This is a genomic window from Corynebacterium sp. HMSC072D12, from assembly GCF_001813925.1.
In the GTDB taxonomy this organism is placed as follows: Bacteria; Actinomycetota; Actinomycetes; order Mycobacteriales; family Mycobacteriaceae; genus Corynebacterium; species Corynebacterium aurimucosum.
In genome coordinates this window covers 70,756-87,136 of the sequence record NZ_KV814411.1, presented here as the reverse complement: position 1 = coordinate 87,136, position 16,381 = coordinate 70,756, and the positions used below count along the sequence as shown (strand labels likewise).

14 protein-coding genes are annotated in these 16,381 nt (G+C 59.4%); 10 read left to right on the top strand and 4 right to left on the bottom strand.

Annotated features, from left to right (window positions below; genetic code table 11):
* The first annotated feature begins 59 nt into the window (after positions 1-59).
* The 7 genes from secD to HMPREF2943_RS07925 all read left to right on the top strand — a co-directional run bounded on the left by secD (position 60) and on the right by HMPREF2943_RS07925 (position 10,439).
* Positions 60-1,853, top strand: a complete 1,794-nt coding sequence (secD, locus tag HMPREF2943_RS07955; RefSeq protein WP_210388765.1) for a protein translocase subunit SecD — start codon at positions 60-62, stop codon at positions 1,851-1,853.
* 2 nt (positions 1,854-1,855) lie between these two features.
* The gene (secF, locus tag HMPREF2943_RS07950; RefSeq protein WP_070644894.1) at positions 1,856-3,019 is read left to right on the top strand and encodes a protein translocase subunit SecF; all 1,164 of its coding nucleotides are present in this window, start codon (positions 1,856-1,858) and stop codon (positions 3,017-3,019) included.
* 3 nt (positions 3,020-3,022) lie between these two features.
* Complete coding sequence (locus HMPREF2943_RS07945) at positions 3,023-4,636, top strand: ABC transporter substrate-binding protein (RefSeq protein WP_168166185.1); 1,614 nt, start codon at positions 3,023-3,025, stop codon at positions 4,634-4,636.
* Positions 4,633-5,187 (top strand): adenine phosphoribosyltransferase, encoded by a 555-nt coding sequence (locus HMPREF2943_RS07940; protein WP_070711286.1) that lies wholly within the window; start codon positions 4,633-4,635, stop codon positions 5,185-5,187. The genes HMPREF2943_RS07945 and HMPREF2943_RS07940 overlap by 4 nt, the downstream gene beginning before the upstream one ends.
* Positions 5,188-5,221: 34 nt before the next feature.
* Positions 5,222-7,519 carry a RelA/SpoT family protein gene (locus HMPREF2943_RS07935; RefSeq protein WP_070446810.1) on the top strand — a complete coding sequence of 766 codons (2,298 nt, stop codon included), beginning with the start codon at positions 5,222-5,224 and terminating at the stop codon, positions 7,517-7,519.
* 171 nt (positions 7,520-7,690) lie between these two features.
* Positions 7,691-9,790 carry a bifunctional metallophosphatase/5'-nucleotidase gene (locus tag HMPREF2943_RS07930; RefSeq protein ID WP_070711285.1) on the top strand — a complete coding sequence of 700 codons (2,100 nt, stop codon included), beginning with the start codon at positions 7,691-7,693 and terminating at the stop codon, positions 9,788-9,790.
* A 106-nt stretch (positions 9,791-9,896) separates the two neighbouring features.
* On the top strand, positions 9,897-10,439 hold the full coding sequence (locus HMPREF2943_RS07925) for a DUF421 domain-containing protein (protein ID WP_210386015.1): 543 nt from the start codon (positions 9,897-9,899) through the stop codon (positions 10,437-10,439).
* Between the two features lie 140 nt (positions 10,440-10,579).
* On the opposite strand, the gene HMPREF2943_RS07920 is transcribed toward HMPREF2943_RS07925, so the two are convergent.
* From HMPREF2943_RS07920 to HMPREF2943_RS07910, 3 genes are all read right to left on the bottom strand, one after another.
* Positions 10,580-10,834, bottom strand: coding sequence for a hypothetical protein (locus tag HMPREF2943_RS07920; RefSeq protein ID WP_070446814.1), 255 nt, complete (start codon positions 10,832-10,834; stop codon positions 10,580-10,582).
* A gap of 57 nt (positions 10,835-10,891) precedes the next feature.
* The gene (locus tag HMPREF2943_RS07915; protein WP_070711284.1) at positions 10,892-11,272 is read right to left on the bottom strand and encodes a hypothetical protein; all 381 of its coding nucleotides are present in this window, start codon (positions 11,270-11,272) and stop codon (positions 10,892-10,894) included.
* A 288-nt stretch (positions 11,273-11,560) separates the two neighbouring features.
* The gene (locus HMPREF2943_RS07910; RefSeq protein WP_070711283.1) at positions 11,561-12,421 is read right to left on the bottom strand and encodes a peptidylprolyl isomerase; all 861 of its coding nucleotides are present in this window, start codon (positions 12,419-12,421) and stop codon (positions 11,561-11,563) included.
* A gap of 107 nt (positions 12,422-12,528) precedes the next feature.
* On the opposite strand from HMPREF2943_RS07910, the gene tpx reads away from it, so the two are divergent.
* From tpx to hisS, 3 genes are read left to right on the top strand one after another with little or no spacing between them, the layout of a single operon-like run.
* Entirely contained in the window at positions 12,529-13,026 is a 498-nt protein-coding gene (tpx, locus tag HMPREF2943_RS07905) for a thiol peroxidase (RefSeq protein ID WP_070711282.1), read from the top strand.
* Positions 13,026-13,670: an MBL fold metallo-hydrolase gene (locus HMPREF2943_RS07900; RefSeq protein WP_070711281.1), complete on the top strand. Its 645-nt coding sequence runs from the start codon at positions 13,026-13,028 to the stop codon at positions 13,668-13,670. Before tpx ends, HMPREF2943_RS07900 begins: the two co-directional genes overlap by 1 nt.
* A gap of 5 nt (positions 13,671-13,675) precedes the next feature.
* A complete protein-coding gene (gene hisS, locus HMPREF2943_RS07895; protein WP_070446824.1) occupies positions 13,676-14,953 on the top strand; it encodes a histidine--tRNA ligase in 1,278 nt (425 codons plus the stop codon).
* On the opposite strand, the gene HMPREF2943_RS07890 is transcribed toward hisS, so the two are convergent.
* The gene (locus tag HMPREF2943_RS07890; RefSeq protein ID WP_070644879.1) at positions 14,950-16,359 is read right to left on the bottom strand and encodes an L-serine ammonia-lyase; all 1,410 of its coding nucleotides are present in this window, start codon (positions 16,357-16,359) and stop codon (positions 14,950-14,952) included. The two genes, hisS and HMPREF2943_RS07890, sit on opposite strands and share 4 nt — an antisense overlap.
* Positions 16,360-16,381: the final 22 nt, after the last annotated feature.

Here is a 16,381-nt window from a genome sequence, read left to right as displayed (position 1 = left end):
TGTCCGCTTCGAAACGTGGTGGCGTTAGCAGCCGTCAACGGCAATGGCCCAAGCGTGCGATGGCGTTTTTTGCGCTCATTGTCATCGTGGTTTATGCGCTGATATTTTTGACCGGTGATAAGTCACCAACACCCAAGCTCGGCATTGACCTGCAGGGCGGAACCCGCGTAACCCTGGTGCCGCAGGGCGAAGACCCCACCCAGGAACAGCTGCAGCAGGCGCGCACCATCCTCGAGCAGCGCGTGAATGGCATGGGCGTGTCCGGTTCTGAGGTCGTCATCAGTGGCTCCAGCTTGGTCATTACCGTCCCCGGTGAAGATGCCTCCCAGGCGCAGGCCGTGGGCCAAACCTCCCAGCTGTTGTTCCGCCCAGTGGGCGAGCAGCCGATGCCAGACATGGGCAAGCTTGAGAAGACCATGACGGATATGGCTAACCGGTGGGTTAAGTACGGGGTGGTAACTCCGGAGCATGCTGATCAGTCGCTGGCCTCCATCCATGAGGCACTCAACCAGAGTGCCGACGCCGCCCAGGGCGGCGATCAGAAGGACGAGGAGAAGGATGACAAGTCACCGGCTCCGACTGTGAGCGAAAAGCCGCTTCCGGACCCAGCGAACTCCCTTGAGGAAACTGAGCGCCGCGACAAGGTTACTGAGGTTCTGCTCAAGGACCGCCAGTCCGAAGACCCCACCGTGCAGACCGCAGCCTTGGGACTGATGACCTGTGATGCGGAATCCGATCCGCTGGCAGGTACCGACGACCCTGCAAAGCCCTTGGTGGCTTGTGATTACTCGAATCAGCAGCCCTATATTCTTAACCCGGCTCCGCTGCTGGACGGCATTGAAGATCCGAACGGAACTCGCCTGACCGGTAACGAGATTGATAACAACGCCCCGATTCAAGGCGGGCTCAATTCCCAGACTGGTCAGATGGAGATTAACTTCGCCTTCAAGACCGGCGATGGCCCCAATGGTTCGCAAACCTGGGCTACCCTGACCCAGGAGTACCTCCAGAAGCAGGTGGCTATCACCCTCGACTCCGCCGTGATTTCCGCGCCGGTAATCCAAGGCCCGACCCCGGTTGGTTCTGCCACTTCCATCACCGGTGACTTCACGCAGGAGGAGGCCCAGAACTTGGCCAATAACCTGCGTTATGGTGCGCTCCCACTGTCCTTTACCGGCGCTAACGGCGAGCCGGGGGGCACGGTAGAAACCGTTCCGCCATCGCTGGGCAAGGCAGCTCTTGAGGCAGCGCTCATCGCGGGCATCGTGGGCCTCATCCTGGTTTCGCTGTATTCCATCTACTACTTCCGTGCCCTGTCTTCGGTGGCTCTGTTGGTCCTCATCGCTACCTGCGTTCTGCTTTATGGCGCACTGGTTCTGCTGGGCCGGTGGATCGGTTACTCGCTTGATCTTTCCGGCATGGCGGGCTTGGTCATCGGTATTGGTGCCACCGCTGACTCCTTCGTCGTCTACTACGAGCGTATGAAGGATGAGCTCTTGAGCGGACGTACCTTCCGCTCCGCCACCCGCACTGGTTGGGAGCGTTCGCGAGCAACGATTGTCACAGGTAAGGCCGTGACCCTCATCGGCTCCGTCGTGGTCTATTTCTTGTCCATTGGCGCCGTCAAGGGTTTTGCCTTCACCATGGGCCTCACCACCATCTTCGACCTCGTCGTATCCTTCCTGATCATGGCACCGCTCATGCAGCTTCTTGGTAGCCGCCCAGCCTTTGCCAAGCCGTCGATGAACGGCCTAGGCGGTATTTACAACCTTGTGGAGGAACGCCGTGAACGCGGCTTTTATGCCAAACCGGCCAAGAAACCCGTCGCTACTGCTACGGATGAGGAGAAGTAACCATGGCTGTCGAAACTACTAACCGCAAGATTTCCCGTTTTGACCGTCTCTATGTGGACGGCAGTGGATTTGACTTCGTGGGCCGGGCTAAGACCTGGTACACCATCGCCGGCGTGCTGCTTATTGCCTCGATCCTGGCTATCGTACTTCGCGGCTTCAATCTGTCCCTTGATTTCGAGGGCGGCACGAAACTCAACATGCCTGCAGGCGATCTTTCTACTGAACAGGTAGAAGAAACCTTCACGGAAGCCACCGGTGTCACTCCGGAGCTGGTGCAGATTGTGGGCGCCGGTTCTTCGGAGACTCTGGAGATCACCTCCGAGCGCCTGTCGCAAGATGAGGTTAACCAAGCCCGCCAGGCTATCTTTGAGACCTACCAAGTCAAGGATGACAACGGCAAGCCGAGCCCGGATGCAATTGGCTCCTCGACGGTGTCGGAATCCTGGGGCTCATCGATCACCCAACGCATGGTTATTGCCATGGCGGTCTTCCTCGTGCTGGCTACCATCTATGTGGCGGTCCGCCTGCAGCGCGATATGGCTTTTGCCGCTATCCTCGCGCTCATCTTTGACGGTGTCTTCATCGCGGGCATCTACGCGCTCTTCGGATTCGAGGTGTCCCCGGCAGTCATCATCGGTCTGCTGACAGTCCTGACCTTCTCCCTCTACGATTCCGTCATTGTCTTCGACAAGGTGGATGAGAATACAACGGGGCTGGAAGGCCAACGCAAGAAGACCTACGCCGAGCTCACTAACTTGGCTGTCAACCAGACCGTGATGCGTTCCATCTCCACCTCGGTGATTTCGGCCTTGCCTATCATCGCGCTGTTCATCGTCGCCGTGTGGTTAATGGGCATTGGTACTTTGCGCGATCTGGCATTGGTTCAGTTCATTGGCGTTATTGAAGGTGTCTTTTCCTCCATCTTCCTGGCCACCACGTTGCTGGTGACCTTGTCGAATCAGCGCAAGAGCGTTAAGAAGCACAATGAGGTGGTCGCTGCCTACCGCGCCGAGGGGTGGACTGCAGAAGCAGAGGATGAGGATGCGCCGAAGGCAACACGCACCGTGGCATCCCCGGCCGCAGCTTCTGCACCAGCCGCAACACAGACCGAATCCGGGCCGCGTAGCGACGAGTCCGGTGGGGCGTCCTGGCGCCCTGGGCGCTAAGCCGTGCGTAGTCCATCATTCGCGGCGCTGTGTGCCGCGGTAGCTCTTACTGTGACCGCATGCGGGGCACAGGAAGGCGGCCTTGGCAAAGACACCCCGCCATCGCGTTTTGCGGTGCTGGCCGACGCCCCCATTGCCACCAGCAATGCAGCCACGGCGTGGGGGGATGCGGTGGGGGCGGCCCAGCTGGCTAGCCGTGTTTTCCCGGCGCTCTACGTACCGGGCCCGGCGGGGCAGATGGTCCCTAATTCAGATCTCGCCGATGCCGAGTTCTTTGCTGCCGAGGGTGAGGACGCTGGGGCGCACGTGGACTTCACGCTCACTGAGCAAGCACGTTTTGCTGACGGTGAAGCCGTGACCTGTGATGATTACCTTTTGGCCTTCACCGCCGGGCAGTTGAGCGAGATTTTCGGTTCCCACCTTCCCCTGATGGAGGAAGTGACAGAAGTGGAATGCGCGCCCCACAGCAAGAAATTCACCGTATGGTTTACACCTGATGCCGGCTCGCGGTGGCGGTATTTGTTTGGGCCGGGTTCGGTTGTCCCAGCACACGTGTTAGCCAAGCGGGCTGATATGAACCTCGAAGAACTCAATGCAGCTCTACATTCTCAGGACGTAGCTACTTTGCAGCCGGTAGCAGAGGCGTGGCGCTATGGTTTCTCTACGGAGCCTGGGCGCTTTGACCCGGAGTTACAGGTTTCCTTCGGTCCTTATCAAATCGAGCGCGTTGAGGATGACGGTGCCATTGTGCTCACCGCCAACGATAACTATTACGGCGATAAGCCGACCCTGCGCGAGATCCTCATGCTTCCGAGAAGCGCAGACGCTGCCGCGTTTGTTGCCTCAGATGAGCTCCGCGTTGCCGAGGCTGCCACCGCGTCACCGTCGTGGTTCGACCGGGATGCAGAAGGCAAGCCAGTAGAGGTGACGTCTTCGGCAGGAAGCCTGACAGACACCTTAGTATTCTCCGAGGCTGGGACCTTTTCTCAGCCCTGGGCACGCGCTGCCTTTGCGGCCTGTGTGGATGCACAGCACTTGGCGCAGGTCTCATCGAAGGAATCTGGCGTGGACGTCCCCGCTGTCACCGTCCGTACCGTGCGCAATGATGATCCGGTCGCGGCGCAGATGTCTTCGCTGACAACCGTTCCTGTAGACAATGCAACGGCATCCGGTCTGTCCGGCTACACCATCGGAGTGGGTTACCTCGGGCCTAACCCGCGTTATAAGGCGATGGTGGAGGAGCTCCGCGCCGCGTGCGAACCTGCGGGGATCATGGTGGAGGACCGTTCCGGCGAGCGGGTTTCCCGTGCGCAATTGGCCGCGGATCCTGCAACTGGGCAGCCGGAGATAGATGTCTACCTCGGCGCCGTGGACCCGATGCGTGAGCATTCCGCGCCGTCCTCTAGCGTGAAGCACGCGGCGGCGCTGCGGAATCTGGAGCAGGAATTGTGGGAGGAGCTGCCCTCTATTCCCATCGCCGCGCAGCCTCGCACATTCATTGTCGACCGCGCTGTCACCGGCGTGGTGCCCTACACTGGCCTTGCGGGTATCGGGTGGAACCTCGACCGTTGGAGCTATAACCCCACAACAGCAACTGAAACAAAGGAAGAGTCGTGAGCGAGATTTACGTCGCAGCAGCACAAGCCTTGAAGGATAAGGTGCGCCTTGTCCAGGATTTCCCAGAGGAGGGAATTCTTTTCGAGGATCTGACCCCGGTGTTGGCTGACGCAGATTCCTTCACCGTCGTTGTCGATGGCTTAGCAGAGGCCTGCAAGGAGCTCGGCGCAGACATGATCGGCGGCCTCGATGCACGCGGTTTCCTGCTTGGTTCAGCCGTAGCCTACAAGCTGGGACTAGGAATCTTGGCTATCCGCAAGAAGGGCAAGCTCCCACCGCCCGTCTTGACCCAGGAGTACGAGCTGGAATACGGCACTGCAGCACTGGAAATCCCCAGTAGCGGCATTGATATTGAGGGCAAGCGCATCGTGCTTGTCGACGACGTCCTCGCCACCGGCGGCACACTCCACGGCGCCACCTTGCTCTTGGAATCCGCTGGAGCTGAAGTCGTGGGCAACGTCGTGGTCCTAGAGGTCCAAGGACTTGAGGGGCGCGAGCGCCTGCAAGGTTCTCCGCTGATTGTGCTCAACCAGATGGGGACGAAGGACTAAGGTTGTATGCCTAAGCTACTTCGCGGAGGCAGACATGACGACTGAAAAGCAGGACAAGACTGCATGGCGGCCAGGCAGTGTGCGCGGCATGTCCGCGCGATTGGCCCGCTCCCTGACAGGTGGTCGCGTAAAGATCAATCCGGCTCTGGACCCGTTGATGTCGATCCACCGGGAATTTCACCCGAAGGCGGATGCGGAGCTGCTCAACAATGCCTACACCACGGCACAGCGTCTGCACGAAGGCGTTTTCCGCAAATCCGGCGAACCTTATATCACGCACCCGTTGGCGGTAGCGACAATTGCGGCTGAGATTGGTATGGACACCACGACTGTCGCGGCGGCTTTGCTCCACGACACAGTGGAAGATACTGACTATTCGCTGGAGGACCTCACCCGTGACTTTGGTCCCGAAGTGGCCCGGTTGGTCGACGGCGTAACGAAGCTTGACAAGGTCGCCCTCGGTGCCGCCGCGGAGGCAGAGACAATCCGCAAGATGATCGTGGCCATGGCCACCGACCCGCGCGTGCTCGTTATCAAGGTGTGCGACCGCCTGCACAACATGCGGACCATGCGCTTCCTGCCGCCCGAAAAGCAGGCGAAGAAGGCACGCCAGACTCTCGATGTCATTGCGCCACTGGCTCACCGCCTAGGGATGGCCAGCGTCAAATGGGAGCTTGAGGATTTGGCCTTCGCCATCCTGTACCCAAAGAAGTACGACGAAATCGTGCGCATGGTGGCGGATCGTGCTCCCTCACGCGATCGAGCGCTGAAGGAAATCAAGGCCCAGGTAGGCCAGGCTCTCAAGGCTAATGGTATTGAGGCCGAGGTCATGGGGCGCCCGAAGCACTACTGGTCGATTTACCAGAAGATGATCGTGCGCGGCCGCGACTTCGCGGAGATTTTTGACCTCGTGGGAATCCGCATCCTCGTCGATGACATCAATTCCTGCTACGCGGCCATTGGCGTGGTGCACTCGCTGTATCAAGCTCTTCCAGGGCGCTTCAAGGATTATATTTCCTCTCCGCGATTCGGCGTATACCAGTCACTGCACACCACCGTGATTGGGGCCGGCGGTTCCACCCTTGAGGTGCAGGTGCGCACGCACGAGATGCACTATAACGCGGAGTTCGGCGTGGCCGCCCACTGGCGTTATAAGGAAACTAAGGGCAAGAACTCGGGCCACCAAGAAGAAGTGGACCAGATGGCGTGGATGCGTCAGCTGCTGGATTGGCAGAAGGAAGCTGCAGATCCCAACGAGTTCTTGGATTCGCTGCGCTATGACCTGACAGCCAAGCAGATTTTTGCCTTTACCCCCAAGGGTGACGTGGTCAATCTGCCCGCGGGGTCCACCCCTGTGGACTTCGCCTATGCGGTGCATACCGAGGTCGGCCACAGGTGCATCGGCGCAAAGGTCAACGGCAAGCTCGTGGCTCTAGAATCGGAGCTGAAGTCCGGCGATAAGGTCGAGATTTTTACCTCAAAGGATCCGAATGCTGGCCCCTCGCGGGATTGGCAGGAATTCCTCGTATCGCCTCGGGCGAAGACGAAGGTGCGGCAGTGGTTTGCCAAAGAACGCCGTGAAGAGCACCTCGAGGCCGGGCGCGATGCCTTGGCTGCTGAGGTGCAGCGCGGCGGCTTGCCCATGCACCGCCTGTTTACCGCCAGCTCCATGAAGCAGGTGGCTGAGCAGCTGCACTATCCCGATGTGGATGCACTCTATACCGCTATTGGCGCGGGTCACGTGTCGGCACAGCACGTTGCCAACCAGCTCATGGCCCTGTTCGGGGACCAAGACGATGCCGTCGATGCCTTGGCTTCGCGTACCCCACTGAGCGAATTGGAGAACTCCCGTGCTCAGCACACGAAGGATTCCGCAACTGGTACCGGCATCTTGGTGGAGGGCAGCCCAGACGTCATGGCCAAGTTGGCGAAGTGCTGCCAGCCGGTGCCTGGTGACGCCATCTTTGGTTTCGTCACCCGCGGCGGTGGCGTGTCTGTCCATCGAGCGGACTGCACCAATGCCGAAAAGTTGAAGTCCGAGCCGGAGCGCATGATGCAGGTGGAGTGGGCCGGCGGGCCGAAGTCCTCCGGTGCATTCGCCGCAACCTTGCAATTGGAGGCCATCGACCGCCAAGGCCTGCTTTTTGAGCTCACGCGAATTTTCAGCGAGCAGAGCCTCAATGTGCTGTCGATGACGTCCAATCGCGGTGATGATCACATCGCGACCGTGCGCTTTTCCTTCTCGGTTTCCGATACCAAGCAACTGGGCCAGCTCATGACAACGTTGCGCAACACGGAGGGTGTCTTCGACGTTTATCGCGTCACCGCCTAACCCGCCACCCCTGATTCGGGGGTGCGTGGCTGAACTCAAGGTTGCGCCTGGGTGAAACCGTAGAAGATCCTACGTAAACCCGCTGGTGGTGGTCTCAGCATGCGCTGCGCCATTGTGATGTATGCGTTATAAACACGTGGACAAGATTCCTCTCATTCTCAGGAGAACCACGTGAACTTCCGTCGCTTTGGCCAGCTGTTGGCCGCCACCACCGTTACCGCCGTTGCTATCTCCGGCGCACCTGTCTTCGCCGCCGAGGCTGATCAAGTGACCTTCTCCGTCACTAACTTCACCGACTTCCACGGCCACCTTGAGCTGGCTGAGGAGTTCGACAAGGACACTAAGGAATTGAGCGGCTACACCGAGATGGGTGCTGCTCGCATGGCTGCGCTCATCAAGGCCGTCAACAAGGATCAGGAGTACGCCCTGACCTCCGCCGGTGATAACGTTGGCGGCTCCGCCTTCGTGTCTGCAATTTCTGAAGACAAGTACACCAACGAGGCCCTCAATACCATGAACCTCGATGTCACGGCTGTGGGCAACCACGAGTTCGACAAGGGCACCGATGACCTGATGGGCCGTATCAAGGACCAGTCCAACTTCCCGATCCTGGGAGCCAACGTCACCAAGGATGGCAAGCCCCTGCTCGATGCTTCCTTCGTCAAGGAGGTAGACGGTGTGAAGGTCGGCTTCGTTGGCACCGTTACCACCAACACCAAGTACAAGGTGTCCGCCGCCTCCATCCCAGGTGTCGAGTTCTCCGACCCCGTCGAGGCCACCAATAAGGAAGCCAGCCGCCTGAAGGAATCCGGCGAGGCCGAGGTTGTGGTGGCGCTCATGCACGAGGATGCTCAGCAGTTCGCGCAGGGCTTCAACAAGGATGTGGATATCCTCTTTGGCGGTGATACTCACGTCAAGACCCAGGGCGAGGTTGCTCGTGAGGACGCACTGCCGCTGTACTGGGCACAGGGCTACGAGTACGGCAAGGTGCTTAACGACGCCGACATCACCTACGACAAGGCCGAGAAGAAGATCACCAAGATTGATCTCAAGCAGTACGACGTGGCCGACGCAGATGTCTTCGCTCAGCTGCAGGGCCTCGAAGACGACCCCGAGGTAGCTAAGGTTGTCGAGGAAGCAAAGAAGGTAGCGGAGATTGAGGGTGCCAAGACTGCTGGTACCACCGAGAAGGCCATGTACCGCGGTTCTGATGAGGGCAAGGACACCGGTACCAACCGCGGTGTGGAGTCGACCCTCAACAACTTTATTGCCGATGGCCAGCGCTATGCTCTATCTAAGCAGACGGACAAGGACATCGAAATCGGTGTCATGAACGCAGGCGGTGTGCGCGCCGACCTCAAGCAAGGTGATGTTTCCTACCAGGACATCTTTGCCGTTCAGCCATTCGGTAATTACGTGATCACCGCGGAGGTTAGCGGCGCAGACTTCATTACCGCGTTGGAGAACCAGTGGAAGCCTGGCCAGTCCCGCCCGCGCCTGGCTCTGGGCCTGTCCAACAACGTCACCGTTGTCTACGACCAGAAGGCTGAGCAGGGCAAGCGCGTTAAGTCTGTCACCATTAACGGTGAACCGATTGACCCGGAGAAGAACTACAGCATTGCTCTGTCCTCCTTCCTTGCCTCCAGCGAGACGGAGGCCGGCGGCGATGGCTTCTTCGAGCCCGGTTCCATCAAGAACCGCAATGACGTTGGCTACATGGACACCCAGGCGATGATTGACTACATCGCTTCCGGCGAGTCCAAGGTTCGCACCGGCCAGGGCCAGATTGGTGCCCACGTGTCTGGTGACCTGAAGCCGGGGGAGGAGATCACAGTCGACCTTTCCTCCCTGAACTACTCCAACGCAGAAGAGCCACAGGCTAAGAAGGTCACCGTTGCACTGGGTGACGCTAAGGCCGAGGCAGACATTGACAACGCAGCACAGCCCGGTGACGAGCAGTTCGGTGAGCGCGGCCGCGCGACCGTCAAGCTCACACTCCCGGAGAAGCTGGTGGGCGATGAGAAACTGCACATCACTACCGATGCTGGTACTGAAGCAGTTCTGCCGCTGTTCCTAGACGGCAATGACGGCTCTCAGGACGGCGGTTCTGCCAAGGACGTAGGGTCCTCTATCGGCTTGGGCGTGGGAATCTTTGCCGCAATCGCGGCTGCTATCGCAGCCGTCATTGGTGCCATTAACATGCCGGTAGCAGCTCTCCCAGCTCCGGTACAGCAGTTAATTGAGCAGCTGCGCAAGCAGTTCAACATCTAGTCACTTCTGATGTACAGGCCCGCACTACGGTGCGGGCTTTAGCTTTTTCTTCCGGAAGGTAGGGTAGTAGGGTGTGGATACACTGAGGCTTTTTGGACGCGAGGCAATGTATCAGCTCGGCATTGAGCTTCACCGCATCCCCCTGGTGATGCTCGCAACGCTGGGTATCTATCTGGCCTTCATGGTCCTGGTCAAGCTTTTCGGCAGCCGTGTTCTGACGTCCATCACTGCCTCTGACGCCGTCATCATCATTATGTTTGGTGCGGTCTCTGGCCGCGTCATCGTGGGAAACCCGCCGACGCTCGCCGCCGGCATCATTGGACTTTTCACCCTGATGCTTTTGGAGGCCGCATTCGGTACCTTCCGCCAACTGGTGACGTGGTCACGGTTCATCGACCGCAAGCCAGTCTTGCTCGTGTACAAGGGGCAGCTGCAAGAAGACAATATGAGTTTCGCCCACATTACCGAGAGAGACGTCAATTCCGCAGTGCGCAAAGCTGGCCTGGGCCGGCGCAGCGATGTGCAGCTGATGATTTTGGAGCCAACCGGCCAAATTTCCGTCATCCGTCGAGGCCAGCTTGTTGATGCCTCCGTGTTCAAGGACGTCCTCGGCGCCGAGCGCATCGAGGAAGTGGATGAACCGGACTAGCCTGTATGTTCTGGCTTCTTGAGAAATTGAGTGCTTAAGAAGCCGCATCGACCCTATCGGGGGCGCCGTATCTGGTGGGACGGAAAACCAAAAACTCCTCCTGCGCGGAGTGCGCAAGAGGAGTGTACGGAGCCAGTGGCTTACTTGGTGCCGGCGAGCTTGTCGCCGAGACGCATAGCGTCATCCATGGCGCCGATGATGGAGGTGACGACCTTGATCCACTCGCGGATCTCCTTTGGGCTGATGTTGCCCTCATCGTCGGAGGAGAGAGCGAAGAAAGCCTTGGAGGAGCTGTCATCCTCAACCGGGGCTGCGGAAGCAACTGCGGTACCGGAGAAAGCGATGGTTGCAGCGGTGGCAGCAGCAACGATGGACTTACGGGAGAAGAACTTCATGGTGTGGTCCTAATCTGATTCGAATGTGAACGGAAAGTCTGAGCTATTCGGTCTGACTTACTTAGCGAAGTTCTTGTTGTAGAAAGCGAAGACGGTGCCCAGAGCGCCGATGATAGCGGTGAAGACAGCGATCCAGTCGCGGATCTCACGCGGGCTCATGTCGGAGATGGAGGAACCCTCGGAGTCGTTGGAGGAAGAGGAAGAAGACTCCTCGTCCTTGTCCTTGTTCCCGTCCTTGCCGTTGTTGGTGTTGTTCTTGCCCTCAGACTCAGGAGCGTCCTTGCCGGCGTCCTCGTTGGTGTTGGTGTCGTTGGTGGTGTCGTTTACCGCGGCGGTGTCATCGTTGGTGGTCTCAGCGGTAGCAACGGTCACGCCGGACAGGGAAACGGTAGCGGCGGTAGCGGCAGCAACAAGTGCCTTACGGGAGAAGAGCTTCATTCTCGTTCCTTAGGTATCTCGGGAATTTCAAAGACCTCACAGATGCTACTGAGGCACTACGCGTTTTGCAAGGGTTCTACCATTCGAATAGCGAGTCTGAAGGTCTGCTGACTGTCGCATGTGAGCTGGGTTTATCACGATATGACGCCTTTGGGCGAAGAATGCTTTGCTAAATGAACAGCTCAAGGCTAAGAAATTCTTAGACCGTGATGGATGGTGAGGGACGGGAAAGGAAAAGCCCCGCTCACTGAACGTGTGCGAGGCTGATCACCGTAAAGGGGGTAAAACTTAGCTTTCGATGGTGGCCTTGGTGATGCGAACCTCTTCAGCAGGTTCACCATCGGATTGTCCATCCTTGACGCCCTTAGCGGCAATGGCGTCGATGGTCTTCTGGCCCTTCTCCGTCAGGTTGCCAAAGTAGGTATAGGCAGGCGGAAGCTGCGAGTCCTTGTAGTTAATGAAGAACTGGGAACCATTGGTGTCTTCACCGGCGTTAGCCATGGCGATGGAACCCTTCGGGTACAGAGCCGGCTGGGCCATTGCTGTGTCGTCAGCTTCATCGGTGGGGTATTCATTAGCAAACTGGAAGCCAGGTCCGCCGGAACCCTTGCCGGTGGGATCACCGCACTGCAGGACGAAGATGCCGCCATCAGTCATGCGGTGGCACACGGTGTCGTCGTAGTACTTTGCCGAAATCATGTCTGTAATCGCGTTGACGGTGCACGGAGCTAGGGAGCGATCAAGAGTCATTTCAATATCGCCTTGCTTGGTGGCGAAGTTGACGGTCACCTCACCCTTGGCAGGAATGCCCTTGCCCTGCGGGGTGGGGACCTCACGGGAAGCGTCGCCGGTCTCGGGGTATTCGCAGGTGACGGTCTCACCAAGGGGCTTAGCGCGCTTGCCACTCAAAGCCTGGGCAGTGGGGGCTTCGGTGGTGGTGTTCGCAGCCGAGCTTTCCTCGGCCTGAATCTCCTCCTCCTCTGATGAGCGCGTTGACAGGAACCAGATACCGCCAACGAGAGCGATAATGACCACGGCCGCCATGAGCACAACGCCCAGTGGGCGGCTCTTTTGTTTGCGGTCACGGGACTTCAGCTCGCGATCGAGCTGATTGAGCGCATCATCCAAGCGCTGGCTGTTAGTAGACACCTATGTTTCCTTCACTGTGGTGGTTCACAAACTTTCGACCCACTCATCCTAACCGCACCGTTGTTCACCGTGGCGAGCCGCCCCGCGGGTCAGTACGCTTGGGTGCCATGGCTACAACGAATTTTCAGAATAAACCCGTCGAAACCAACGCAGAGCTTCCCAAGGTTGGTGACGCCCTGCCGGACTTCACCCTCGTGGGAACCGACTTGGCAGAGCTGACTAATGCTGACTTCGCAGGCAAGCGCCTGGTGGTGTCCTGCTTCCCATCCGTGGACACCGGCGTGTGTGCGGCACAGCTGCGCAAGTTCAACGAAGAGGCAGCTGGTCTAGAGAACACTGTTGTCCTGTCCATCTCCCGCGACCTGCCTTTCGCGCAGGAGCGTTTCTGCGCTGCAGAAGGCATCGAGAACGTCGTCAGCGCTTCTGATTTCCGCTCTGATTTTGCCGATAAGCTCGGTCTCGTCCTGGAAGGCTCCCCGCTCAAGGGCCTATTCGCCCGCGCGGTCATCGTCACCGACGCCGAGCACAAGGTGACCTACACCGAGCTGGTTCCGGAGGTCACGACCGAGCCGGACTACGACGCAGCTTTGGCAGCTCTCAAGTAATGAGCGCTCCCGAAATCTACGGTTTCGCCGCTGGGCCCTATAAAACCAACACCTATGTGGTGGCTAACGGTTCCCGGGCGTTCATCGTGGACCCAGGGATGCATACGCGCGAGAAGCTTGAGCAGCTCGCGCGTGAGAAGTCCTTGGAGTTTGAAGCCGTCGTGCTCACCCACGGCCACATTGATCACACGCGCGACGCTGCCGAGTTTGACCTACCGGTCTACATCCACCCGGACGACGCGTTCATGCTGGTGGATGGCTCCGGTGTGTCCCCCGAGTCGCAGATGCTCTTTGCTGCCGCCTCCATGAAGCAGGTAGCGGACCGCCGCGACTTGATCGATGGAGAAACGTTGAGTCTTGTCGGCCTTGAATTTGATGTGCTCCATGCACCGGGCCATTCCCCGGGATGCGTCATCCTCGTGGCTGAGGGGATTGCCCTGACGGGCGACGTGCTATTTAAAGGCTCCATTGGACGCACCGACTTGCCACACTCCGACCACGCCGCGATGCAGCGTTCACTGCGCGGTCCGGTGTGGGGTCTTGATGACTCCCTTGCTATCTTGCCGGGCCACGGCCCGACGACGACCATGCGTCGTGAACGCGCGACTAATCCGTTTCTACGCGCAGCAGGGGATGTACTCTAAAGGGCGTGAGTGATAAGAAGCAGTTCAAAGCCCTGTCCGCGCCTAAGGGTGTGCCGGACTACGTCCCGCCGCAATCGGCCATCTTTGCCAAGGTCCGTGAGGCCTTCGTACATCAGGCACACCTGTCCGGCTTCCAGCACATCGAACTCCCCGTCTTTGAGGACACATCGCTCTTCGCCCGCGGCGTAGGGGAGTCCACGGACGTGGTGTCGAAGGAGATGTATACCTTCGCCGATCGTGGTGATCGTTCCGTGACGCTGCGACCAGAGGGCACCGCGGGTGTCATGCGCGCGGTCATTGAACACAACCTTGACCGCGGTCAGCTTCCGGTGAAGCTCAACTATTTCGGCCCCTTCTTCCGCTACGAGCGCCCGCAGGCGGGCCGTTACCGTCAGCTGCAGCAGGTCGGTGTGGAGGCCATCGGCGTGGATGATCCGGCGCTGGATGCCGAGATTATTGCCTTGGCGGATCGCTCCTACCGCAGCCTAGGCCTGAGCCAATTCCGCCTTGAGTTGACCAGCTTGGGTGACCACGACTGCCGCCCGGCCTACCGCGAGAAGCTGCAGGAGTTCCTGTTCAAGCTGGATCTAGACGAGGACACTAAGGCCCGCGCGGAGCTCAATCCCCTGCGCGTGCTCGATGACAAGCGCCCAGAGGTCCAGGAGCAGCTTGTTGATGCTCCCTTGATGCTTGACCACCTCAATGCCGAGTGCCGCGAGCACTTTGAAACGGTCACCGGCCTGCTCGATGACATGGGCGTGCCCTACACCATCAACCCGCGCATGGTCCGCGGCCTCGACTATTACACAAAGACCTGTTTCGAATTCGTCCACGATGGCCTTGGCGCGCAGTCCGGCATCGGTGGCGGCGGCCGCTATGATGGCCTCATGGCCCAGCTTGGTGGGCAGGAACTGTCCGGAATCGGCTATGGCCTTGGCGTAGACCGCACCATTCTGGCCCTCGAGGCTGAGGGAGTCGAGCTCGAGGGTGTCGACGAGCGCGTGGCCGTCTACGGTGTGGCCTTGGGAGCTGCGGCGAAGCAGAAGATGGTCAGCATCATCAATGACTTGCGTAAGGCCGGCATTGCTGCCGATATGTCCTTCGGCGACCGTGGCCTTAAGGGAGCGATGAAGGGCGCTGATCGTGCCAACGCCCGCTTCGCACTCGTCCTCGGTGACCAAGAGCTAGAGGCTGGCTCCGTGGCGCTCAAGGACCTGCGCGCGCACGAGCAGCGCGACGTCCCTGTGGGGGACATCGTCAACCAGCTCCGTCAGCTGGTTTAGCACTCCACCTGGGAGACGGTAAAGCCCATCGTCTTCGCTAGGCCGCCGAGCGAGGTCTCCTTGTACTTGGAGAGCATGTCGCGTCCGGTTTCGGCCATGGTGCGGACCGCGTTGTCGAGGGTGACATGGTGCGTTCCCTCACCCATGCGCGCTAGGCGAGCGGCGTTAATGGATTTGACGGCGCCAATAGCGTTGCGCTCGATACAGGGGATCTGCACCAGGCCGCCAACAGGGTCGCAGGTCAGGCCGAGGTTATGCTCAAGCGCGATCTCGGCGGCGTTTTCCACCTGCTCCGGGGTTGCACCGAGCAGCTCAGCCATACCGGCCGCCGCCATGGAGGAGGCGGAGCCCACCTCACCCTGGCAGCCCACCTCGGCGCCGGAGATGGAGGCATTGGACTTGATGATGATGCCAACGGCACCCGCAGTGAGCAGGTAGCGGCGGGCATCGGCGCGCGTGAAGTCCGCCATAAAGTCGCGGGCATAATGGAGCACCGCCGGGATGATCCCACAGGCGCCATTCGTCGGTGCAGTAATGACGCGGCCGCCGGCGGCATTCTGCTCGTTGACGGCGAGCGCGTAGAGGTTTACCCATTCCATTGCGGAAAAGCCACAAGACTCGTCGTCCTGCTTGGCCAACAACTGTTGGTACATCTGCGGCGCACGGCGGTTGACACGGAGGCCACCAGGCAAGATTCCCTTGGTGGAAATTCCCTCGGTCACGCATTCGCGCATGATGTCCCACACAAGGTCGAGGTGTTGGTAGACGTAGTCGAGTCCGCCTTCTTCGCGGTGCAGGACTGCCTCATTGGCGGCGACGATTTCCCAAATGTCCATGTCGTTGGCCGCGCACAGGTGAAGCAGGTGCTCACCCGATTGGAACTCATAAGGAACGGCGTCCTCGGCGGTCGCCGCAGCGACACCGGCCGGAACTCCAGTGTCGGTTTCGAGCTGGGCGTTGTACTCCTCGCGGGACAGAATGAAGCCGCCGCCGACGGAGAAGTACTCCGTGTTCTCGGCGAGGATGGAGCCGTCTTCGTCCCAGGCAGTGAAAATCAGGCAGTTCGGGTGTTCTGGCACCGGCTCGTTGTTGAACTCAATGCTGTACTGCACCTTACCTGCAGGGCCTGAGATGGAGCCCTCGCTGGGGATGAAGGCATCAGCGCGCGGCTCGGCGTCGAGCGGCACCGACAGTGGGTCCCAACCAGCAAGGCCCAAAATTACGGCGCGATCTGTAGCGTGGCCGCGGCCGGTAGCAGAGAGCGAGCCGCGCAGTACGACGTGGACCTTTGCAGGGTGTTCATCCAGTGTCTCGAGGAAAGCCTTGGCGGCGCGCATGGGGCCGACGGTATGAGAGGAGGAAGGGCCGATGCCGATGGAGAAGATATCGGTCACGCTAATTGTCATGTGGGGTCAAACCTCCTTAGAA